We start from the raw sequence: 21,582 nt of genomic DNA, 5'->3' as shown, positions 1-21,582 counted from the left end.
AATACAAACAGTTTTTATGGCTTTAACTGGCTCCGCAAAAATCGAGTGTCTACCCATATGTTTCTCTCTTTAATACGTCATCTAGATTATAAATATAGTTGAAAGAAACCTTTTCCTCGCACAAATTAAGTTAACAAAGTGTCCAATTAAAATTTATTCTGATGTCTTTCTACAAAAATAATTGATGGAGATCACAACTTCTTTGTTTTATCAAAAGTAACCGGGGTAGGGTAAATTAAGTATGATGGTCATCTCATAGATGGAAAAGCTGTGTGTACGCTTCAGTTTATTCAGCTTACTTTAAAACGCTAATAGCTTCTTGAAAGGATCTTTTGTGGTTTTTAAAAAACATACCATCATTTAATATTAGCAGACGGTTACTATGGTCTTGGTTGTGTTTAATAAATTTAGGATTGGGGTGACTATTTTCAAGCTCTACAATAAAACCTAATTTTAGAGATGCAGTAGTCTCTTAATTCAGAGAATATTTTTAAGATAATATTATTTTAATACGGGTAAGGATGCACGGTTATTTGAGGTGGGAATGCTTATTTTGATATTGGTGGTTGCAATGGCGAATGTTGAATATCTGGATGTTGCAAGTGATGGTTTGTTAAAATTAGAATGCTGGACACACAAAGTTGTTCGTCCAGCGATTAGTTCTATCTTTTATTTTATTGTATCAAGCGCTTGGCTGACATCTGCGATGATGTCGTCAATGTTTTCGATACCAACTGATATCCTGACTAAGTCTTCACTGACGCCGGCTTTGGCTAATTCTTCTGCATTAAGTTGTCTATGGGTAGTAGACGCAGGATGGCAGGCTAGTGATTTTGCATCACCTATGTTGACTAGTCTTAAAATCATTTGTAAGGCATCGATAAACAGACCACCAGACACTTTACCGGAAGACTCAGCAGTAGTTTTTATACCAAAGCTTAATATCCCTGATGCCTTGCCATCAGTAATTTTCTTGCAAGTCATTAGGTAAGGGCTATCTGCTAATGCAGCATAATTTACCCAGCTTACTTTTGGGTGATTAGATAAATATGTGGCTAGTTTTTCAGCGTTTTCACAATGCCGCTCCATACGTAAACCCAATGTTTCAAGACCCATTAAAATATTAAACGAGTTAGTTGGTGAAATAGCAGCGCCGGTGTTACGAAGTGGAGCAACACGGCATCTACCGATGTAAGCCGCCGCTCCAAGAGCTTCTGTGTAAACCACACCGTGATAAGATGGGTCTGGCTGATTTAAAATAGGGAAACGTTGTTTGTTAGCTACCCAGTCAAATTTACCAGAGTCTACAATGACACCACCAATAGATGTGCCATGCCCGCCTATGTATTTGGTTAAGGAATGAATAACAATGGCAGCACCATGTTCAAACGGGCGACATAAGAAAGGTGTGGCTACCGTGTTATCAACAATTAAAGGTACACCATGTTTAGCGCCAATTTCTGCTAGCTTTTGAATATCTACAACGTTGCCTGCAGGATTACCAATTGATTCACAAAAAATCGCTTTAGTATTTTCATCAATGGCTGCTTCAAAGGCGGCATAATCGTCAGCGTCAATCAAACGCGCTTCTATACCTTGGTTAGGTAATGCATGAGCAAATAAATTGTAAGTGCCGCCATAAAGCTGGCTGGTACTGATAATATTGTCACCTACGGAGCAAATACATTGGATAGCATAAGTAATAGCAGCCATTCCTGATGCAACGGCTAAAGCTGCGATACCACCCTCCATAGCTGCAATTCGCTCTTCAAGTACCGCTGTTGTTGGATTCATAATCCTAGTGTAAATGTTTCCCGGTACTTTCAGGTCAAACAAGTCTGCGCCATGCTGCGTGTCATCAAAGGTATATGAAGTTGTCTGGTAAATAGGTACAGCTGCAGCTTTGGTGGTTTCTTCTGACGTATAGCCATGGTGAAGAGCTAAAGATTCTAGTTTCATGTTGAATATATCTCTGAATTATTAATATGTTTTTAACATTTCCGTTTATTGATGTTATCCCGTTGTCGTTGATAAGTTCAAATAGTACTGCTTAAGTTATTGTGCTTATTTGGAATAAGGTATTCGTCTATTTAACTTTATAATCATAAATAAAAGTTGCGACATAAATACATAAGATAATATTAAATAAGTGTCAGGTGTGCTTTACCTGCAATGTAGGCTTTTTTAAATTGGTGAAAATATTCCTCAAGTGCCTCTGAGGCGAGCTTATCATTAGCCATTTTCAACACTTCTATAGCAACTTCTGCAGTGCATAGTTGATGAATATGTGCGGCCTCACGCAGTTGGTAAGATGAAGATTTTTTAGGTTGAATACCCAATACAGGTAGGTTTGCAAAAGAGGGGCTTTTAAACATTTTACTCGCCTCACGCCATGTACCATCTAACATCACAAATAATGGCGTCTTATCTTGTTGAATAATGCTTAAATCTTCAGGGGTATCGATACATCTATGTGCTTCGGCATATTGTTGGGGAAATACTAAAATAGGTGCGTACTTTGGATTAGCAAGCAATTTGATTAGTACGGGATCGGGGGTGACCCTGTCCCATTTAAATGCATAGTTGTCGGGTATAACATCAGCAATAAGTTTACCGGTATTGCTTGGTTTGTAATATTCATTCTTATACATAACCAAGCAAAAAGCAGTGTGGCTAGTAATCGACGGACGTTGGACACAAATACATTTTTTTTCAGGTATTAAACACTCCTCGCAGCGTTTCACTTTATAGCCTCTTGCTTTAAATTCTTTTGTCGAAAGTGCGAGCTGCTGTTTGCGCAAAACTTGTACTGTATTGATATGTGGCAAATAAATCTCATTAAACATGAATCACAATCATAACATCATCGCTTTATTTAGAGATTTTAAACAGTCAAAGTATGAAATTTTAGATTGATAATAATATTCACATTACACTTTTAGCCTCATCAATTACTTAACGCCTATTTGTTTTAACCAGTAATAAGCTAGTTTGTTTTTAAAATGGTTAGTCTGGTCATATTCATTACAAACCTATCGATGGTGCACCAACGTTTATCGACATTGCGATTCAGTAACATAACAATGCACTTCTACATTGACTAAACTATCTGTAGTGTGGGTATACCGAGATAGACAATAATAACACTACCAACATGTTCATAAATGACAGTTTTATCATCAACTAATGTCATGAAAATGAAGAGACGACTATCTAATTTTAATTCCACTTATGAATAATTTTGCATAAAAATGGGCTGTGTTTTATGCAGTTATATCTTGTGTAAAAATTGTTAATTCCAGGCCATAATCTAGAACATATATATTGTTAGCTGCATCAAAATAACCTACTGCTGTGTTTTGAATGATCGGAACGTGTGACAGGATTGATAAAAATGCAGTTTTCACAACACAATTACTGATCCTACAATGTTGTCTGATAAAGTTTCTTTATGGGTTTTATTTGACTTAACTAACGCCAATAGTCTGCTGTGACATCACTTCTTTAATCTTAAAAGACAGGCTCCTCAAAATAAGTTACATAAAACTACTTCTTCAATTATCAGAATAGTTCGGTAAGCTGAATTTTTATTAAAATCAAACAGCTATGATGATGATTGACAAGTAAATCTAGTTTTTACTCTTTGGAGCTTAGGATATAAATAAGGTATTATATCAAGTGAATACGATGGTAATTCTGGCTTTCCCGTTTTTAAAACAAATTTCAAAATAGCCGAAAATCAAATAGAGGGTAGTTGTATGAATGAAATTTCAACCAAAGATTTTCTTGATCTTAGTAAAATGTTGCCAGAGCTTCGTTTTGAATATGCATTGACACAAATGACTGAAAAACAAAATCTATGGGGGTTGTATGGTGAAAGTGGTTGGGTGATGCTTAAGGCTGATGATGATGCCTGTATACCCATTTGGCCACATAAAGAATTTGCTGAGGCTTGGGTAAAAGACGAATTCCCTGATTGCCAACCTAAACAAATTGACTTTGTTGAATGGACTGATGTTTGGTTGCCGGGAATGAAAAATAACAAAACGCTGGTATTGGTTTTCCCATTAGGTGACGACGAAGAAGGGATCATGCTAGAGGCTGAAGAGATGATCAGTTGCATTAAAGAAGATTTAAAAAAATTAGTTGCAACCGACCCTAGTTGATGACGTTCAGCAAAAAAATATTTGGACTGGGTGATATAACACTCAGTTTAATGTATATGTTGCCAATCGTCCTGATTTTTATAAGAATTCTAATTTAGAGATGGTTAGTTCATTATGAGCATGAGAAATCCATAAGATTGGTCAGAGGAGTGTTAACGTTTGGCACCAATTTTTAACGTCTGCGTCAAATTGATATTTGCAATTTGTGACAAAAATATTGTGTTTTTGTAAGGTTATCAAAGTTGCAAAATCTATAGTGAGCATGTTTATTACAAAATAAATCCAATATAAGCTTGATGTTTTCAAAGCCATAACTTGAGGAAGTTACACGTTTAAATGCGTCACGTATTGATGTGGACAAAAAGTATGCTATAAAAATGCAATTAACTCAGTCCCTTCAGTGCTCAGACAATGAAATTGCCATAGTTTTTCATCACAAGTTGGACGTCCGTCCTCATTATGACCATCTTCGGTTAACAAACATTTAGGTAATTTTGCCAGTTGAAATTTAATAAATTAACTAACAATTTATTCAGTAAAATATAGTGTTCCAATAAACACATCAACAAGACATATACGCTATTTAGCCGGTTGATTTGACTCAATCATTATTTCTTCGGGTTAGTGTAAATACCGGTAGATCAGCCTAACGAATAAAATTTATTCACTTTACTATCACAGGCACCAATACAGTGCGTTTGCACACTTTTAGCTTTTTTTAAAACATCTTATTTACATATGTATTTTTAACTACATGATATATATCAGTAATTTATCTGGCTCATGCATTGCTAAAGAATAGTTTAAAGGAGATATACTTTAGCCATGAAAGATAAATTGGAACATAACACCTTGTCTAAAGAACAAAAAAACGTAATACAAAAATTATGTATTTTGTTGATTGATGAAAACCATCAAAGAGCTGAGTCATTGTCTTTGGCATTAAATAATTCTCGTTATAAAATTAGTCACTTAGCCAATTCAGAGCTGTCGCTACTCAAACAGGTGGATGAAATCCAACCAGATATTATTGTCATTGATATAGAGTCCCCTAACCGTGATATTTTAGATAGTTTAAGTACTATTTCTCATTTTAACCCTAAGCCAGTAGTGATGTTTTCTGGCGAAAAAGATACTGATACTATTAATCAATATATTGAATCTGGGGTTAGTGCATATGTTGTGGGTGATTTACAAGCAGATCGTGTAAAACCGATCTTGGATGCTGCAGTGGCTCGCTTTCGTGAATTTCAAAAATTGAAAGTAGAGTTAAGTGATACTAAACAACAATTAGCTTCGCGTAATTTAATAGATCAAGCTAAACGATTATTAATGAAAAAGAAAAATCTGTCGGAAGACGATGCTTTTAAAGCTATGAGAAAAACAGCTATGGATACTGGGCAAAAATTAGACGATGTGGCGAAAACTCTTATTTCTTTTTTCAACACTATTTAAGTAACTAATTACAAGAGAAAAGTATGAACAGATTTGAACAAATCAATTTTAAATTAGTGCCAACACCTCTGATGCTCAAAAAGTCATCTATTGTGGGACAAAATTATGATCGAACCTGAACAAACAGACCTTACCTTAGGGTTTATTCCACTGACGGACTCGGCCCCTTTAATTGTGGCTAAAGAAATGGGTTTCTTTAGTCAGTGGGGTTTGAATGTAAAATTACAAAAACAAAATTCGTGGGCGACCCTTAGAGATAAATTACACGCTGGGTTGTTAGACGCTACACAAATGTTAGCGCCTATGCCTTTAGCAAGTTCATTAGGTTTAGGTTGTGCCAAAGTAAAAGTGATAACTCCTTTAGTACTTAGCCTGAATGGTAACGCCATAACCTTGTCTGAAAAATTACATCAAGAGATTTTGCAAGAAAACAACCTTGCCCATGTGACCTTGCCTCTCGCAGCGTATTTATTAGAAAAAGTGATCAATGTGCGCAAAAAGCAAAACCGACCAAAGCTTCGATTTGCCACAGTGTTTCCCTATAGTTGTCATTATTATCAACTCAGGGATTGGTTAGCCTCAGCTAATATTTCAGAAAAAGACTTGGACATCTTGGTTGTACCCCCTGTAAATATGGTTGCCTTTCTTCAAAGTGGTGAAATCGATGGTTGTTGTGTAGGCGGACCCTGGAATGCCAAAGCTGTTCGAGCAGGAATTGGTTTAACTGCATTGACATCATTCGATATATGGCAAGATAGCCCTGAAAAAGTATTAGGATTATTAGCCAGTTTTCAAAAAAGTAAACCGAATACTGTCATAGCTTTAACTGCCGCTCTAAAACAAGCCTGTATTTGGTTAGAAAGCATTCCAAATAGATTTGAAGCTGCACGTTTGTTGAGTTCAGATCAGTATTTAGATGCATCGGTTGACGTGATTGCACCGTCATTAATTGGCAGTTGTTTAACCCATATTAATATGCGGCCTCGCGCTATTCCTTCATATAATCAGTTTTCTAAATCCAGTAATGGCTCTATCAATGTGCCTGAGTATATCCGAGGTGAATGGCTAATTAGTCAGATGGCTAATGCAGGACAGCTTAAAAATATTGATGTACCTAGTAATTTAGTCAAAGAGGTGTTTAGGCCAGATATCTATCAGCAAATGCGTCTAAAGTTAGAAGACCAAGCGGTGCAATTCTACCGTCGTTCAGGTTGATTGAAGCATGCCTAGAGCACCTGAGTGGTGCGTGATGCACTTTTTTGGTTATGTGTGCATCCAAAAATCATAACGATAATCCACTAACTCTATGAAAAATAACACATATAAAAGTTGGCATCGTTGCTGCAACATTGTTTGTGAAGAAGCGATCTAAAGAAATAACAATAATTACGGTTGCTAATAATTAAAAGGCGTTAAGCGCCCTCAAGCGTTAAATAAACAATTGTAATCATGCGATGTTGTATGGTGCAGCTAGGCAGTGTAGCCCACAAAAACTTTAGTGTCCTGAAGTTGTTGTGGGTTTTTTTTTGGCTAAAATCGGAGTAGGAAATGGCTAATATAAAGTTATTAATTTCGTTGAAATTAGTTGTTAAATCATTACGAGTAGGTGTGATATTAACAGTCTTAAGCAGTTTAATCTTTGTAACTCATGTATCAGCGCAAGAATTGGGATGGCCAGAAAAAGAAGAGTTAAAATTTGGTTTTATTAAGTTAACTGACATGGCACCTCTCGCGGTGGCCTATGAAAAAGGTTACTTTGAGGAAGAAGGCCTTTACGTGACACTTGAAGCGCAAGCGAACTGGAAGGTTTTACTTGACCGAGTAATTGATGGACAGCTTGATGGTGCGCATATGTTAGCGGGTCAACCTTTAGGCGCAACTATTGGTTATGGTACAAAAGCGGATATTATCACAGCATTTAGTATGGACTTAAACGGCAATGCCATCACAGTTTCCAATGATATTTGGAAAGAGATGAAAAAGCATGTTCCTCACGAAGATGGAAAACCAGTTCATCCAATCTCAGCCGATTCGCTTAAACCAGTCGTAGATGATTTCAAAAACAAGGGTAAACCTTTCAAAATGGGGATGGTGTTTCCAGTATCTACTCATAATTATGAGTTACGTTATTGGTTAGCTGCTGGTGGAATACACCCTGGCTTTTATGCCCCACACAAAGGTGATACCAGTGGTCAAATCGATGCTGATGCCCTGTTGTCTGTAACGCCTCCACCACAAATGCCTTCTACTATGGAAGCTGGCACTATTCACGGTTATTGCGTAGGCGAGCCTTGGAACCAACAAGCGGTATTTAAAGGTATAGGTGTGCCGGTTGTGACCGATTATGAAATTTGGAAAAACAATCCTGAAAAAGTCTTTGGAGTAAGCAAAGGTTGGGCTGAAAAAAATCCGAATACGCATATTCGAGTGGTTAAGGCGATGATCAGAGCTGCCATGTGGTTAGACGAAAATAACAATGCGAACCGTCCAGAAGCAGTGAAAATCCTATCTAAGAGTCAATATGTTGGAGCGGATTACGAGGTTATCGCAAACAGCATGACAGGTACGTTTGAGTATGAAAAAGGAGATGTACGTGATGTGCCTGACTTCAATGTGTTTTTCCGTTATAACGCAACTTATCCCTTTTACAGCGATGCTATCTGGTATTTGACTCAAATGCGCCGCTGGGGACAGATCTCAGAGCCAAAATCCGACGCTTGGTACAAAGATATAGCCAAACAAGTTTACCGTCCTGATATTTATGCTCAAGCCGCTAAAGCTCTGATTACAGAAGGTAAAGCCAATGCGGTTGACTTCCCTGAGTTTGCAACAGAAACAGGCTTTAAACCTCCCCAGACAGAATTTATTGATAAAATTGTGTATGACGGAAGTGAGCCTAATGCTTATTTAGAAAAGTTTGCTATCGGACTTAAGAAAGACAGCAAAATCTAACAAGTTATGTGAGCTAATGGGGTGTTATGCCCCATCTAGTTTGGAGAATTCCAGATGAGTAAACAACAAACGGTGCCTATGATTTTTAATCAAGTTAAACACATTAACTGGCCAACCCTGAATCAATTTTTATCTGCCACAGCTCTTCCTATTGTTGGTATCGTCATATTTCTTGGCTTATGGAGCTTAATGGCAAAAAATATTGATACCTCCTTGGGTAAGTTTCCAGGACCAGCCTCTGTATGGCAGCAAACGAAGGTATTAGTGGCTGAGCACAATGCGCAGATGGACAAGGCCGACAAGTTTTATGCTCGTCAAGATGACCGTAATGCCGCACGTGTTGCAAAAGATCCAAGCTATGAGCCTAAAATTAGAGCTTTTACCGGTGCGCCGACTTTCTTTGAGCAAATTTGGACTAGCTTATATACTGTGATGGTGGGATTTATTGTGGCCTCACTGTTAGCCATCCCAATCGGGATTTTATGCGGGCTAAGCAAGAATGCTTATACGGCTATTAACCCATTGATCCAACTATTCAAGCCGGTATCACCTTTGGCATGGTTACCTTTGGTGACTATGGTGGTTAGTGCTGTGTATGTCAGCAACGATCCCATGTTTTCTAAATCGTTTATTACTTCAGCCGTGACGGTTTCATTGTGCTGTTTGTGGCCGACTTTAATTAATACTGCTGTTGGTGTATCGAGTATCGATAAAGACTTGCTTAACGTAAGCAAAGTACTGCGTCTTAACGGTTTGTCACATGTGACTAAAATAGTCTTGCCTTCTTCTATTCCAGCTATATTTACTGGCCTACGTTTATCCCTTGGGATTGGTTGGATGGTACTGATTGCTGCAGAAATGCTCGCCCAGAACCCTGGTTTAGGTAAATTTGTTTGGGATGAATTTCAAAATGGCAGTTCTGAGTCATTAGCTCGGATCATGGTGGCTGTATTAACGATTGGTGTGATTGGTTTTGCGTTAGACAGATGTATGTTAGCGCTACAGAGAAAGTTCAGTTGGGACAAAAGCGCGGTATTGCGTTAAGTGACTCGCTTAGATGGATAGTAACCGAAAGTAACCGAAAGTATATTTGAGGATTGAGTAATGAGTAACAAACATCATTTAGAGTTGACACAAGTAGGGATGGATTTCCCCACCCCCAAGGGGCCATTTAATGCTTTGCAAGACGTTAACTTACGTATCAATAAAGGTGAGTTTATTTCTTTGATTGGTCACTCTGGTTGCGGAAAATCTACGGTTCTGAATATTGTAGCAGGTTTATATCAAGCCACTAAAGGTGGCGTTATCTTAGAAAACCAGGAAGTAAACGAACCCGGTCCAGAGCGAGCTGTTGTATTTCAAAATCACTCGTTATTACCTTGGTTGAGTGCTTATAAAAACGTTGAATTGGCGGTGAAACAAACCCAAAACGGTCGCTCAAAAAAAGAGATGAAAGAGTGGGTAGAACATAATCTTGAGTTGGTACATATGAGTCACGCCGCCGACAAGTTACCCGCTGAAATATCAGGTGGTATGAAACAACGTGTTGGTATTGCGCGCGCATTAGCAATGGAGCCAAAAGTGTTGTTGATGGATGAGCCCTTTGGAGCATTGGATGCATTAACTCGGGCTCACCTGCAGGACTCTGTTATGGAGATCCATGCGCAGTTAGGCAACACCGTTATAATGATCACCCATGATGTGGATGAAGCCGTGTTACTCTCAGACAGAATTGTCATGATGACTAATGGGCCTGCGGCCACGATTGGCGAGATTTTGCCTATAGAGTTAGTCAGACCCAGAAATAGAATCGATTTGGCTGATAATCCCAAATACAACCACTATCGTCACGAAGTACTAAAATTCCTATACGAAAAGCAGCGCAAGGTTGAATCTGTTGACGAACACCGTAAAAAACAATCAAATCACAAAGCGGGAGCAACTCAAAGCAATGTGGCATAGTCAAAAAATAAAACCACAAAATAAAACCACAAAATAATTACCAACAAGCGTTAATCCATTATCCAATAGAGATAGATACCCGTTCGTAGAATTCGTTCTGTGACATGACAGAGCGGTGCTTAAAACTAGAGAGAGAACCATGAGAACACCAAAAAACATTATGCATAAACATGCTATCAGCATTGCACTAGCAACGGCACTTGTTGGCAGCGTGACCAGTCAGATGGCATACGCTGAAGGATTTACCGAAGCACTGACTTCAGGCAAGGCCAGTGTTAATTTAAACTTGCGTTATGAAAGTGTTGAGCAAGAAAATGCCGTAGAAGATGCCAGTGCACTGACATTGCGTACCTTATTAGCTTATGACACCGGCAGCTATAAAGGATTTTCAGCTAAAGTTGAAATGGAAGATACTCGAATTGTTTTAGGCCAAGGTGATTACACAGTTGGGCCAAGTGGTTACAACCTAGGCCAGTATTCGGTCATCGCTGATCCTGAACACACCGAATTGGATCAAGGTTATATTCAGTATAAGAACGATACTTTTAGTGCAAAGTTAGGTCGTCAAGTGATCACCATGGATGGCCATCGATTTGTTGGCCATGTTGGCTGGCGGCAAGATAGGCAGACCTTTGATGCTTTGTCTGCTAAATATGCCCCTGTAAAAAACTTAACCTTGCAATATGCTTATATTACACAACGTAACCGTATCTTTGCACAAGACGCTGATTTGGATGCGAAAGACCATTTAATCAACGCGTCTTATAAAACATCAGCGGGAACATTGACAGGTTATGGCTATTTGCTTGAAGTGGATAATGGTACTGCTAATGCTTTAGATACCTTTGGTGTTAGCTTTGCTGGTAGCACTAAAGCGGGAGATACTAAAATACTATATCGCGCAGAGTATGCTAGTCAGAGCAGTGAGACTGCGGCGGCAGATTTTGATGTTGATTATATCAATCTTGAAATCGGAGCTGTGTTTAGTGGTATCACCGCAAAAGTGGGTTATGAAGTACTGGGTTCTGATGATGGTGCCTTTGGTTTTTCTACACCTCTAGCCACACTGCACAAATTCAACGGTTGGTCGGATCAGTTTTTAGGCACACCTTCCCAAGGTTTAGTTGATACGAGTCTATCATTAGCGGGTAAAGCACTGGGTGGTGGGTGGAAAGTCATATACCACAACTTTGAAGCTGATGATGCCAGTGACACTGTTGATGATTTAGGCAGTGAACTTAACTTATCTTATGTAAAAAAGTACGGTAAACATTATTCTGCAGGTATTAAATATGCAGCATATTCTGCTGGCGATATTAAAGTAGATGCCGATAAACTTTGGGTCTGGGTAGGTGTTAAGTTTTAATAAATTTTAATCATTCAAATCATGAAAATAAAAAAGATTAACATTGTTAAAATGTTGATCTTTTTGATAATTAAAACGTGGCAGACAAAATAGTTATTTATACTCATTACTTACAATTTATACAGTGATAAATTGTAAGTAACGTTTTAAATTGATTTATAAAGAGACACACATATACATTTATCCGTTCTTTATTTATCCCACCAATCAACGTATTTAAGGATTTATAATGCGGTTTAAAGAAATTGTTTCTCGTTATGTTTCATTTTTAATTATTGTCCCCTCTATTTTATTAACTATTATTGTGCTGATTAATTTAGCTAACAACGCCCAAGATGTGAGTGATTCCTCGAATGGCGCTAGTTTACTGTCCTTAACGGATAACGCTGCTTCCCTAGTACATGAACTGCAAAAAGAACGGGGCATGTCTGCAGGGTATCTAGGTTCAAAAGGCAATAAATTCAGACAAGAACTTGGTGGGCAACGAAGCCTAGTAGATCAAAATTTACGTGTTTATAGAGAATTTACTGAAGAATATAAAGATGAATTTAATGATAGTTTAAAGGCCAGCATAAAGAGCATTATTAATAACTTAAGTCAATTGTCTGATATTCGTAGTCAAGTAGACAACTTAACGATTGCATTACCAGATGCCTTGGGTTTTTATACCGCTCAAAATAAAGCCCTTATTAATCAACCATTAGCATTAATAGAGGTATTGGATACAAATGGACTCGTACAAGGCTTGATAGCTTCATATAATTTAATGCAAGTAAAAGAAAAGTCAGGCATTGAGCGAGCAGTGTTGACCAATGTATTAGCCGGTGAAAATTTTTCTGAACAAAACAAAAGGCAAGTTTATACTTTGATTGCCGAACAAGATGCTTATCAAGATGCATTTAATAAATCTATGCCAATTAATGGTGGTTGGTCGGCCCGATTTAATACCTTTGAAAACAGTACTGAAAACCAAAATATCCTGTCATTACGAAAACAGGTATTGAGTGAAGCGCTGAATAACGTGTTCTCTATTGAACCTGAAGAATGGTTTGATGCGGCAACGGGCAGAATTGGTGGACTGAAAAAACTGGAATCAAGTGGCATTAAACAAATGCATAACGACATTAACGGCATATATTCTAGTGCTATAGGTCTAATTAGTTTTGCACTCGTATTTTTAAGCGCGGTGTTGATACTCACATACTTAGTTTTTATTACTATTATGACTATGGGTAAACAAGCTGAAGCTATTCGCAACACTATTAATGATATAATGCGAGAGCATAATTTAACTCTGCGAATAGAGGTGTTATCCCAAGACCATCTTGGTAAGTCAGCGGCTGCTTTTAATGAACTGTTAGAAAGTATTCGTAGTGATTTTGTCATCATAGCCCAAACGGCTTATGAAGCTGTTTCATCAACTCACGATACTATTGTGTCTGTAGTGGATAGTGATTCAAATATAGAGAAGCAACAAATTGCAACCAGCAGCGCCTCTGCTGCCGTGGAAGAGATATCAGTTGGTGTCGCCGATATAGGTAGACAAATTCAAGACTCAGCCAATTCGGTTTCATCAGTGGTACGGGAATGTGATGAAGGCATCATTACGGTCAATCAAGCGTTGGCCAGTATCAAAAGTGTTGCGTCAGAAGTAGATAATTTAAATGGTGTTATAAGCGCACTAAATGAAGGAGTTGTGAATATTTCCAGCGTGTTGGTGGTGATCCAATCGGTTGCTGATCAAACTAATTTGTTGGCTCTCAATGCTGCAATTGAAGCTGCTAGAGCGGGTGAGCAAGGCCGCGGATTTGCAGTGGTTGCAGACGAAGTCAGGGCACTGGCAAAAAGAGTGCATAGCTCAACGGAAGAAATTGCGACAATTATCGCTGCTCTCCAAACCGACTCTAAACAAGCCATGAAGGGCATTACTGAAGGGCAAGAAAAGTCACAACAAGCGGTAAAATTATCCAGTGGTATTGACCAAGCATTTGGTCAAATATTACAAAGCATCCAAAATATTGAGCATATGAGTACTTCCATCAGTGAAGGTACTCAACAGCAAAGTGCTGTCGCTCAAGAAGTCAGTCTCAATGTGAATGAAATAGAAACCATGTCCAATAAAAACATGCAGGGAGCCCAAGAAATTGGGAAATCTGCTAGTAAGTTGTCAGACGTCACTATGACATTGCTCGATGTTATCAATGTTTATAAAATTGAGGACTCCGAGCGGTTTATTATCCCTAGTGAATGGAAATATGGTAAGCCAAATACTTAGATGTCTTTTGGCTTACGATTATCCAAACTCAACCAGCCTGTCCCTAGGCTGACAACCATTAGTAGTCCTGCCATGATCCCCATGTTTTTAATGAAATTTTGGATCTCGTGGCCACGTTGCACACTTTCAGCCATGCTCCAGAAGTCGTGCATGTAAATACTGATAACTAGAGTCAATCCAGCCAATATAAAAGCGGCTATTTTACCTTTAAAACCAATAATAATAGCCAACCCAGCGACAACTTGTAGAAAGATGGTAAAAGGCAATAAAAATGCAGTAGCAGGCACATTGTGTGAAAGCATATATTCTGTCATAGGTTGATAGTTACTTATTTTCTGTAAGCCAAACACAAAAAAGTAGCTGCCCATTAACAGCCTACCTAGTAACAAACAAATATTTTCAATTATGCGCATTGGTTATCCTCAATTTTAATGAATTTTAGTGAATTATCACATTAACAACTTGCTAATATGATGCTTTAAATCAGCGGAGAATAACATGAGCCAACACCACAAAATCAACTATATTGAAATTCCAGTTAAAGCATTGGCATCAAGTAAAGCCTTTTTTAATAAGGTATTTGGTTGGGAATTTGAGGACTACGGTGACGATTATGCAGCAATTAATGGGGCAGGTATAAGAGGTGGTTTGTATGTCTCTGAAAATTGTGTGTCCGCTGATAAGGGCAGTGTATTAGTTGTTTTATACAGTGATGACTTGGTTAACAGTCAAGCCGCGATAAAATCAGCAGGGGGCACAATTAAAATCCCCACTTTTGAATTTCCTGGTGGACATAGGTTTCATTTTTGCGATGGAAACAATAATGAATATGCAGTTTGGAGTGATAAATAAGTGTTAGTTACACAACACTATTAACGCAAATTGGGTTTAGAAGATTGATTAGCCAGTAAATCCGCTATCTTCTGGCATGTTTTTACCTTCAGCAGCTTGCCTAGCAAGCTGATCACAAGCTTCATTTTCAGGATGTCCAGAGTGACCTTTAACCCAAAACCAGCTAACTTCATGCTTGAAAACTTGTTCGTCTAGACGCTTCCATAAATCAACATTTTTTACCGGCTTTTTATCTGAGGTACGCCAGCCATTTTTACGCCAATTTTTAATCCATTGGTTAATCCCATTTTTAACATACTGGCTATCTGTGGTTAAGTTTACAGAACATTTTTCAGTTAATATCGCCAGTGCCTCAATCGTGGCCAACAACTCCATTCTATTATTGGTAGTATGTTGAAAGCCTTGGCTGAGTTCTTTCCGATGCTGTTCGAAAATCATTACAGCGCCATAACCACCTGGTCCCGGGTTTCCTAAGCAGGAACCATCGGTAAAAATTTCTATTTGTTTCATGGTTGCCTAATTTTGATTGTTGACTCAAAATATTCAAGAATTTATACGATAGCGCAGTATAATGACCGAGACTGCTAATGCCACAAAATTTTAAAAGAGTAGAAAATGCGCCAAATTGTACTAGATACAGAAACGACTGGATTAGATCCTAAACAAGGGCACCGTATCATCGAGATAGGATGTGTAGAGATGATTAACCGGCGTCTCACGGGAAATACCTTTCACGTTTACATTAACCCTCAGCGTTTAGTTGAGCAAGAGGCGATAGGGGTGCACGGGATCACTAATGAATATTTGGCAGATAAGCCTATATTCAAGACTATTGCTAAAGAATTTATTGATTTTATTCGTGATGCTCAGCTGGTGATCCATAATGCACCATTTGATATAGGTTTTATGGATCATGAGTTTAATCGGCTCTCAGGCTTGGAAGTTAAAGAGTCTGCCAAAATGTGCACTGTTCTTGACACCTTAGACCTGGCAAGAAAAATTCATCCTGGACAAAAAAATAATCTTGACGCATTGTGCAGACGCTATGGCATAGATAACTCCCACCGAGAAAAACATGGTGCGTTGCTAGATGCAGAAATTTTAGCCGATGTGTATCTATTGATGACTGGTGGTCAAACTGACCTCAATTTAACTGGTAAGGCTAGTAGTGAAGGCGGTGTGCAGTTAGAAACTATTCGGCGTCTGTCATCACAAAGAAAACCGTTAAAGGTTGTTATGGCAACAGCCGATGAGGTAGAACAGCATGAGAGTCGTCTGGACTTGGTAGCTGAAAAAGGTGGCGCCTGTTTATGGCGTCAATAGTCATTATTAGCGAGTTAAGTAAATATGTTAAAACCAGCATTATATGCTCTTATTTTGTATTTATTCGCCTACTTGAGTTGTTCGGTAAAAGCGCTTTCACAAACGACTATTCCTCAAGAGTTGCAAGAAGGTAGACAATTTTTAAGTACCTCTAATGATCAAAATATTGATCAAGTTAATGATTTACCTCTTACCCAAATAGGCACTGAATATCATAATAGTATTAAGTTATTACAAAATCGTTTCAGAATAGACTACGAAGTTGAAGAAATTACTATGGTGTTCTTTCGCGATTTTGGGGCTTCACCTGTCGTATTAGTTCAGCCTGATGGTTCCAAAATTTATCAAACGGATGCTGAGGGTGAGTATATTTCTTGGTTTTTTAACAGTACTTACGACATGATCAGAATTAAAAATCCAATGCCAGGTCCCTGGCAAGCGGTAGGTCAAATTTTACCAGAAAGTCAAGTTATGGTAATAAGCGACTTAGCATTAAAAGCAAATCCTTTACCCAACATTATATTCTCCGGTGAAATATTAAAACAGACTGCTTACTTAACTAACAATAATATTCCAATTGATTACGCTGCATTTAGAGATGTGATTGAACTGAGCATTTCATTGTCAAGCACCAACGATCATAATTTTAATAACTTTGGCGCTGAGGTTGAAATTATTGCACTTTTCGAGGATGACGGAAAAGGCATGGATGAAATGCCTTTGGATGGCGTATTTACTGGGCGATTTAATCTTGATATCACTGAAGGTGAATGGATCCCGACATTTTCTGTCTCTACACCGATGTTTACTAGAGATCATGTTTACCCTAAAATTACTTTGCTTGCTAATCCTATTCAAGTTGACGTTGAGCTTGATGTCAAAGGTGAAGGTCATCACAAACTCACTATAGACACACAAAGTGAATATGTGGATGTTTCTTCTTTATTAATAGATGGAAAAGTACTTTTTCCAAATGGTGATATTCAGAATTTTTCTCTTACAAACAGATCTACAGAAATCCGAGAACATTTAATTGCCAATAACGAAGATGGCTTATATCGCGTTAAGCTGACTGTTTACGGAGATACGTATAATGGTAGAGAGTTTATTTTGGATGTGCCTGAATATAGTTTCATATCAGAATCTACAACTGAGCTTGAGCCTAAAACAGTAGCTCCGGCAGTTGAAAAGGATGTTATCAATACCTACGTGAACGATTCTGCAGATAAGCTCAACATATTGCCCAAAAAAGAATTAGCTGAGATTGATAAAAAAATGAGTACATCAACTCTTGTGATCTTGATTGTAGGAATTAATCTGTTTATTTTGCTGATTGGTGGTGGATTAATCTGGTTGTTCACCACAGAAAAAAAACCTAATTTTAACATTATGAAAAAATTTGAAAAACTTGAAGTTGAAAAGGGTACCGACCCTGTTGTGGCAGATAAAAAACTGAGTTTTATTGCAAAAATACTTAAACGTAAATCAAAAAAAAACAATATATAAAAAGAAATTCAAATTAAAGCTTAATCTGTACCAGAACCTTTGGACTTAACTATCCCAAAAGAATGAATATTTGTCCGCTTAATAAACAAATTGTTTAATACTGCAGCAATCAAAGCTTTTAACTGACTTTTAACTGAATAACGTGCTAAAAAGCTATTGACTAGTATGGGGTGAAGCCGTATTATCTGCGCCGCGGTTGAGGAGGGGACATCCTTTGTTCTTAATCTAACCGTCTGATAACATTGAAAATTGTGGAGTGGTAGTTCAGTTGGTTAGAATACCGGCCTGTCACGCCGGGGGTCGCGAGTTCGAGTCTCGTCCACTCCGCCATTAATTTGTTTACCATTCATTTTGCACACAAACGCTTTAGTCTCCATTAATGCTACGCTATATGCTTATGGTTTGATAAACTAGCAACATGCCAGTCAATAATGCTTATATGATAATTTTTTTGTCATCCTCTGAGATTTAATCCTTATGCTTTTGCTGTTGATATACATTTTTGTTGCGTTAGGCTTTTCGTTTGTCTGCTCTATTGCAGAAGCGGTAATCCTCAGTATTTCGTCCGCTTACATTTCTGTATTAGAAAAAAGTGGCCACCCTTCAGGGAAATTATTAAAAAAGCAAGTGAGCGATATTAACCGGCCTCTTGCCGCCATTTTGAGCTTGAATACGATTGCACATACCATGGGCGCAGCAGGGGCCGGCGCGCAAGCTGCAGTAGTGTTCGGTGATGCTTATCTTGGAATTGCGTCAGCTATTTTGACAATGCTGATTTTAGTATTTTCAGAGATCATTCCTAAGACCCTTGGGGCCACATACTGGCGTAAACTTGCTCCGTCTACGGCTTATTTTTTAAAATATTTAATGATTATATTGTGGCCCTTTGTACAGATGGCGCAGAAAATGACATCCAGAATGCATGATGAGTCCCCCCTAGTCGGTTTGAATAGAGACGAATTATTTGCAATGACTGCTTTGTCTTTGGAAGAAGGCCAAATAGCCGCTCGCGAGGCCACAGTTATGCAGAACTTACTGAGTTTACAACAACTCAAAGTTCGTCAAGCCATGACCCATAGAACAGTCGTCTTTTCGTTACCTGACACTATGACAGTTGAAACATTTTTACTAAAACATGCAGAAGTATCATTCTCACGGATCCCGGTCTATGAAGATGGAGAACCAGAAAAAATTACCGGTTATGTATTAAAATCTGACATATTATTGGCCTTCGCTCGAGGTAATGTTGATAGAGAGCTTAAATCATATCAAAAGGACATGGTCACAATATTAAGTAGCATGCCCTTAGCAAAAGCTTTCGAACCTTTGCACTCGCAACGTGGCAATATGTTACTAATTGTAGATGAATACGGTGGCTTAGAGGGCGTGATAACTGTCGAGGATTTAGTGGAGAGTTTGTTTGGTATTGATATTATTGATGAAAGTGATCAAGTGGTGAGCATGAGAAAACTGGCTCGTATATTGGCTAAAAGAAGGGAAAAGAAACGTCTACGCAATTATGGGAATTCAACCCGCACAAATGTAAATTAGGAAATATGCCGATTATGAGCGAGTTATTAAAATGTACTAATTTAACTAAAGAATACAGTGATGGACAGAATAGCGTTAAGGTGCTCAAAAACGTCAACTTTTCGATTAAAAAAGCGGAACAGATTGCTATTGTAGGTAGCTCAGGATCAGGTAAAAGTACCCTGCTACATTTATTAGGTGCGCTGGACAAGCCTACGTCTGGACAGGTAACATTTGAGCAACAAGATATATTTTCCTTTAGCAGTAATCAACAGGCAAAATTTCGTAATCAATCATTAGGATTTGTTTACCAATTTCATCATTTATTACCTGAATTTAGTGCATTAGAAAATGTGGCTATGCCGTTGTTAATTGCAAAAAAGCCGATTAATCAAGCCAATGAGATGGCCATGGCCATGTTGGACAAGGTCGGATTATCTCATCGATACCGTCATAAGCCTGCGGAATTGTCTGGGGGCGAGCGTCAACGTGTCGCAATTGCTAGAGCTTTGGTAACTCAACCTAAGTTAATTCTTGCAGACGAACCGACAGGTAATTTAGATCAAAAAACGGGTGAGAGTATTTATGAGTTACTCAGTGACTTGCGCGAACAAATGCATACCAGCTTTGTTGTAGTGACTCACGATACACAACTAGCTAACAGATTAGACCGTTCTTTAAACTTATTGGATGGCTGCTTGACTGATTCTCAAACTGAAGCTGTAAAAGAAAAACCGATAAGAAAAGTCATAAAGGGCACCATTTAGTGCATCTAGTATGGTTATTGGCATGGCGATTTCGTTCAGATAAACGTCAAAATGGTTTTATTTCATTTATTTCTGCATCTTCCACATTTGGTATTGGCTTAGGGTGTTTTGTTCTGATTTTGTTGTTATCGGTTATGAATGGCTTTGAAAAAGAATTAAAAGATAATTTGTTGTCTGTTATTCCTCATGCGGAATTCAAATCAGTTTATCCAAGTGGTATTGAGAATTGGCCCTTAGAGGTCGAGGCTTTAAAACAACACCCCGAAGTAATATTTGTCGAACCATATGTTAATGCTACCGGCATGTTACAAAAAGCCAATAAAATGAAAGCGGTGGAAATGACCGCTTTAGATCCCTTTTATGCTTCTGATGGCGTTATCCCACGTTTAGTCACTAAAGAGCAGTGGCAACAATTCCAAGGCGATGAAAATGCGACCATGCTAGGCATCGGTGTTATGCGGAAATTAAATTTAGCCGTCGGTGATAAAGTGCAGATTTTATTACCGCAGTTGTCTGAAAATTTGAGTCTTAGTGCGCCCAAAACATTGCGACTCAATATTATCGCTAGTTTAGACATGGGTGGAGAGTTGAGTAACCATATTGGTTTTATGCATATGTCTTTAGCGGCGCAGGCACAAAACATTAAGTATGGTGCTCAGGGAATACGTTTAAGATATCGTGATGCATTTTTGGCACGGGAATTAACACGTGAAATAGGTTATGAATTGGCGCCTGAAGTATATATGTCTGATTGGACTATTAACGATGGTAACTTGTATCAAGATATACAATTGGTTAGAGCTGTTGTCTATATCGCACTGAGCTTAGTTATTGCCGTGGCATGTTTCAATATAGTCTCGACCCTTGTGATGGCGGTAAACGAAAAACAAAGTGAAATTGCTATGCTTAAAAGTATGGGTGCAAAAAACAGTCTAATCATTTCTGTATTTATGTTGCAAGGTACATTTAATGGTCTCATTGGCACTATTGTCGGTGTGATATTAGGTGTTTTAATGGCAACTAATTTAGCGACAGTCGCTCTTTTTATTGAAAACATATTAGGGGTACAGTTTTTATCAGGTGATGTTTATTTTATTAATTTTTTACCGTCAGAATTAAACTGGAATGAAGTTTATCTCACCGCGTTTATCGCTATAGTATTAAGTATTTTAGCAACACTTTATCCAGCAATAAAAGCCGCAAGAATTAACCCCGCAAAAGTCCTTGGACATTAATTAAAACTTCAATAGGCGCGGAACTTGCGCTCCTATCGAAGTAGTTCAATTTTATTAAACTCTAGCTGGCAAAATAGTCGGACTTAAAGACGCTCGATATTCACTTAGCCTGTTTAGCACTGTTAGACTCATTAGCAAGCATCAGGCACATCAGTGTTCACGTTGGCGGTGTTCTTTGAATATCAAAAAACAA

18 protein-coding genes and 1 tRNA gene are annotated in these 21,582 nt (G+C 38.2%); 15 read left to right on the top strand and 4 right to left on the bottom strand.

Annotated features, from left to right (window positions below):
- Positions 1 to 669: 669 nt before the first annotated feature.
- Together QZ562_RS04740 and QZ562_RS04735 are read right to left on the bottom strand one after the other, a co-directional pair.
- Positions 670 to 1,959 carry an aminotransferase class I/II-fold pyridoxal phosphate-dependent enzyme gene (locus tag QZ562_RS04740; protein WP_293757441.1) on the bottom strand — a complete coding sequence of 430 codons (1,290 nt, stop codon included), beginning with the start codon at positions 1,957 to 1,959 and terminating at the stop codon, positions 670 to 672.
- 182 nt (positions 1,960 to 2,141) lie between these two features.
- Positions 2,142 to 2,846, bottom strand: coding sequence for a tRNA-uridine aminocarboxypropyltransferase (locus tag QZ562_RS04735; RefSeq protein ID WP_293757439.1), 705 nt, complete (start codon positions 2,844 to 2,846; stop codon positions 2,142 to 2,144).
- Between the two features lie 912 nt (positions 2,847 to 3,758).
- Between QZ562_RS04735 and QZ562_RS04730 the strand changes: the two genes are divergently transcribed.
- The 8 genes from QZ562_RS04730 (at position 3,759) to QZ562_RS04695 (ending at position 14,176) form a co-directional block, all read left to right on the top strand.
- The gene (locus QZ562_RS04730) at positions 3,759 to 4,166 is read left to right on the top strand and encodes a DUF2750 domain-containing protein (RefSeq protein ID WP_293757437.1); all 408 of its coding nucleotides are present in this window, start codon (positions 3,759 to 3,761) and stop codon (positions 4,164 to 4,166) included.
- Positions 4,167 to 4,991: 825 nt separating this feature from the next.
- On the top strand, positions 4,992 to 5,621 hold the full coding sequence (locus QZ562_RS04725) for an ANTAR domain-containing protein (RefSeq protein WP_293757434.1): 630 nt from the start codon (positions 4,992 to 4,994) through the stop codon (positions 5,619 to 5,621).
- Positions 5,622 to 5,726: 105 nt separating this feature from the next.
- A complete protein-coding gene (locus QZ562_RS04720; protein ID WP_293757429.1) occupies positions 5,727 to 6,836 on the top strand; it encodes a CmpA/NrtA family ABC transporter substrate-binding protein in 1,110 nt (369 codons plus the stop codon).
- A gap of 333 nt (positions 6,837 to 7,169) precedes the next feature.
- Positions 7,170 to 8,573, top strand: coding sequence for a CmpA/NrtA family ABC transporter substrate-binding protein (locus QZ562_RS04715; protein WP_293757427.1), 1,404 nt, complete (start codon positions 7,170 to 7,172; stop codon positions 8,571 to 8,573).
- A gap of 54 nt (positions 8,574 to 8,627) precedes the next feature.
- The gene (locus tag QZ562_RS04710; RefSeq protein WP_293757425.1) at positions 8,628 to 9,617 is read left to right on the top strand and encodes an ABC transporter permease; all 990 of its coding nucleotides are present in this window, start codon (positions 8,628 to 8,630) and stop codon (positions 9,615 to 9,617) included.
- A 60-nt stretch (positions 9,618 to 9,677) separates the two neighbouring features.
- Complete coding sequence (locus QZ562_RS04705) at positions 9,678 to 10,535, top strand: ABC transporter ATP-binding protein (protein WP_293757423.1); 858 nt, start codon at positions 9,678 to 9,680, stop codon at positions 10,533 to 10,535.
- Between the two features lie 139 nt (positions 10,536 to 10,674).
- Positions 10,675 to 11,901, top strand: a complete 1,227-nt coding sequence (locus QZ562_RS04700; protein WP_293757421.1) for an alginate export family protein — start codon at positions 10,675 to 10,677, stop codon at positions 11,899 to 11,901.
- 229 nt (positions 11,902 to 12,130) lie between these two features.
- Positions 12,131 to 14,176, top strand: a complete 2,046-nt coding sequence (locus QZ562_RS04695) for a methyl-accepting chemotaxis protein (RefSeq protein ID WP_293757419.1) — start codon at positions 12,131 to 12,133, stop codon at positions 14,174 to 14,176.
- Here the strand turns inward: QZ562_RS04695 and QZ562_RS04690 are convergent.
- The gene (locus QZ562_RS04690; RefSeq protein WP_293757417.1) at positions 14,173 to 14,589 is read right to left on the bottom strand and encodes a DoxX family protein; all 417 of its coding nucleotides are present in this window, start codon (positions 14,587 to 14,589) and stop codon (positions 14,173 to 14,175) included. The two genes, QZ562_RS04695 and QZ562_RS04690, sit on opposite strands and share 4 nt — an antisense overlap.
- A gap of 85 nt (positions 14,590 to 14,674) precedes the next feature.
- Here QZ562_RS04690 and QZ562_RS04685 point away from each other — a divergent pair, with 85 nt between their 5' ends.
- The gene (locus QZ562_RS04685) at positions 14,675 to 15,028 is read left to right on the top strand and encodes a VOC family protein (protein ID WP_293757415.1); all 354 of its coding nucleotides are present in this window, start codon (positions 14,675 to 14,677) and stop codon (positions 15,026 to 15,028) included.
- A 48-nt stretch (positions 15,029 to 15,076) separates the two neighbouring features.
- Here the strand turns inward: QZ562_RS04685 and rnhA are convergent, their stop codons facing one another.
- Positions 15,077 to 15,538, bottom strand: coding sequence for a ribonuclease HI (gene rnhA / locus QZ562_RS04680; protein ID WP_293757413.1), 462 nt, complete (start codon positions 15,536 to 15,538; stop codon positions 15,077 to 15,079).
- A gap of 105 nt (positions 15,539 to 15,643) precedes the next feature.
- Here rnhA and dnaQ point away from each other — a divergent pair, with 105 nt between their 5' ends.
- The 6 genes from dnaQ to QZ562_RS04650 all read left to right on the top strand — a co-directional run bounded on the left by dnaQ (position 15,644) and on the right by QZ562_RS04650 (position 21,389).
- Positions 15,644 to 16,351 (top strand): DNA polymerase III subunit epsilon, encoded by a 708-nt coding sequence (gene dnaQ, locus QZ562_RS04675; RefSeq protein ID WP_293757411.1) that lies wholly within the window; start codon positions 15,644 to 15,646, stop codon positions 16,349 to 16,351.
- Between the two features lie 24 nt (positions 16,352 to 16,375).
- Positions 16,376 to 17,857 carry a TIGR03503 family protein gene (locus QZ562_RS04670; RefSeq protein ID WP_293757409.1) on the top strand — a complete coding sequence of 494 codons (1,482 nt, stop codon included), beginning with the start codon at positions 16,376 to 16,378 and terminating at the stop codon, positions 17,855 to 17,857.
- Between the two features lie 253 nt (positions 17,858 to 18,110).
- Positions 18,111 to 18,187, top strand: a tRNA-Asp gene (locus QZ562_RS04665).
- A 147-nt stretch (positions 18,188 to 18,334) separates the two neighbouring features.
- Positions 18,335 to 19,408 (top strand): CNNM domain-containing protein, encoded by a 1,074-nt coding sequence (locus tag QZ562_RS04660; RefSeq protein ID WP_293757405.1) that lies wholly within the window; start codon positions 18,335 to 18,337, stop codon positions 19,406 to 19,408.
- A gap of 14 nt (positions 19,409 to 19,422) precedes the next feature.
- The gene (gene lolD, locus QZ562_RS04655; protein WP_293757403.1) at positions 19,423 to 20,154 is read left to right on the top strand and encodes a lipoprotein-releasing ABC transporter ATP-binding protein LolD; all 732 of its coding nucleotides are present in this window, start codon (positions 19,423 to 19,425) and stop codon (positions 20,152 to 20,154) included.
- Positions 20,154 to 21,389, top strand: coding sequence for a lipoprotein-releasing ABC transporter permease subunit (locus tag QZ562_RS04650; RefSeq protein WP_293757401.1), 1,236 nt, complete (start codon positions 20,154 to 20,156; stop codon positions 21,387 to 21,389). The genes lolD and QZ562_RS04650 overlap by 1 nt, the downstream gene beginning before the upstream one ends.
- The last annotated feature ends 193 nt before the right edge of the window (positions 21,390 to 21,582 follow it).

It is taken from the genome of uncultured Paraglaciecola sp., assembly GCF_913058035.1.
In the GTDB taxonomy this organism is placed as follows: domain Bacteria; phylum Pseudomonadota; class Gammaproteobacteria; order Enterobacterales; family Alteromonadaceae; genus Paraglaciecola.
The sequence above is the reverse complement of the archived record's forward strand: the minus strand, read 5'-3'. Positions and strand labels throughout refer to the sequence as shown.

What these genes read in the sequence shown, in the direction of transcription:
- dnaQ (WP_293757411.1), top strand. Translation starts at nt 15,644, where the DNA reads ATGCGCCAAATTGTACTAGATACAGAAACGACTGGATTAGATCCTAAA.
- QZ562_RS04670 (WP_293757409.1), top strand. Translation starts at nt 16,376, where the DNA reads ATGTTAAAACCAGCATTATATGCTCTTATTTTGTATTTATTCGCCTAC.
- QZ562_RS04660 (WP_293757405.1), top strand. Translation starts at nt 18,335, where the DNA reads ATGCTTTTGCTGTTGATATACATTTTTGTTGCGTTAGGCTTTTCGTTT.
- QZ562_RS04740 (WP_293757441.1), bottom strand. Translation starts at nt 1,959, where the DNA reads ATGAAACTAGAATCTTTAGCTCTTCACCATGGCTATACGTCAGAAGAA.
- QZ562_RS04735 (WP_293757439.1), bottom strand. Translation starts at nt 2,846, where the DNA reads ATGTTTAATGAGATTTATTTGCCACATATCAATACAGTACAAGTTTTG.
- rnhA (WP_293757413.1), bottom strand. Translation starts at nt 15,538, where the DNA reads ATGAAACAAATAGAAATTTTTACCGATGGTTCCTGCTTAGGAAACCCG.
- QZ562_RS04720 (WP_293757429.1), top strand. Translation starts at nt 5,727, where the DNA reads ATGATCGAACCTGAACAAACAGACCTTACCTTAGGGTTTATTCCACTG.
- QZ562_RS04725 (WP_293757434.1), top strand. Translation starts at nt 4,992, where the DNA reads ATGAAAGATAAATTGGAACATAACACCTTGTCTAAAGAACAAAAAAAC.
- QZ562_RS04710 (WP_293757425.1), top strand. Translation starts at nt 8,628, where the DNA reads ATGAGTAAACAACAAACGGTGCCTATGATTTTTAATCAAGTTAAACAC.
- QZ562_RS04690 (WP_293757417.1), bottom strand. Translation starts at nt 14,589, where the DNA reads ATGCGCATAATTGAAAATATTTGTTTGTTACTAGGTAGGCTGTTAATG.
- lolD (WP_293757403.1), top strand. Translation starts at nt 19,423, where the DNA reads ATGAGCGAGTTATTAAAATGTACTAATTTAACTAAAGAATACAGTGAT.
- QZ562_RS04730 (WP_293757437.1), top strand. Translation starts at nt 3,759, where the DNA reads ATGAATGAAATTTCAACCAAAGATTTTCTTGATCTTAGTAAAATGTTG.
- QZ562_RS04705 (WP_293757423.1), top strand. Translation starts at nt 9,678, where the DNA reads ATGAGTAACAAACATCATTTAGAGTTGACACAAGTAGGGATGGATTTC.
- QZ562_RS04700 (WP_293757421.1), top strand. Translation starts at nt 10,675, where the DNA reads ATGAGAACACCAAAAAACATTATGCATAAACATGCTATCAGCATTGCA.
- QZ562_RS04715 (WP_293757427.1), top strand. Translation starts at nt 7,170, where the DNA reads ATGGCTAATATAAAGTTATTAATTTCGTTGAAATTAGTTGTTAAATCA.
- QZ562_RS04685 (WP_293757415.1), top strand. Translation starts at nt 14,675, where the DNA reads ATGAGCCAACACCACAAAATCAACTATATTGAAATTCCAGTTAAAGCA.
- QZ562_RS04695 (WP_293757419.1), top strand. Translation starts at nt 12,131, where the DNA reads ATGCGGTTTAAAGAAATTGTTTCTCGTTATGTTTCATTTTTAATTATT.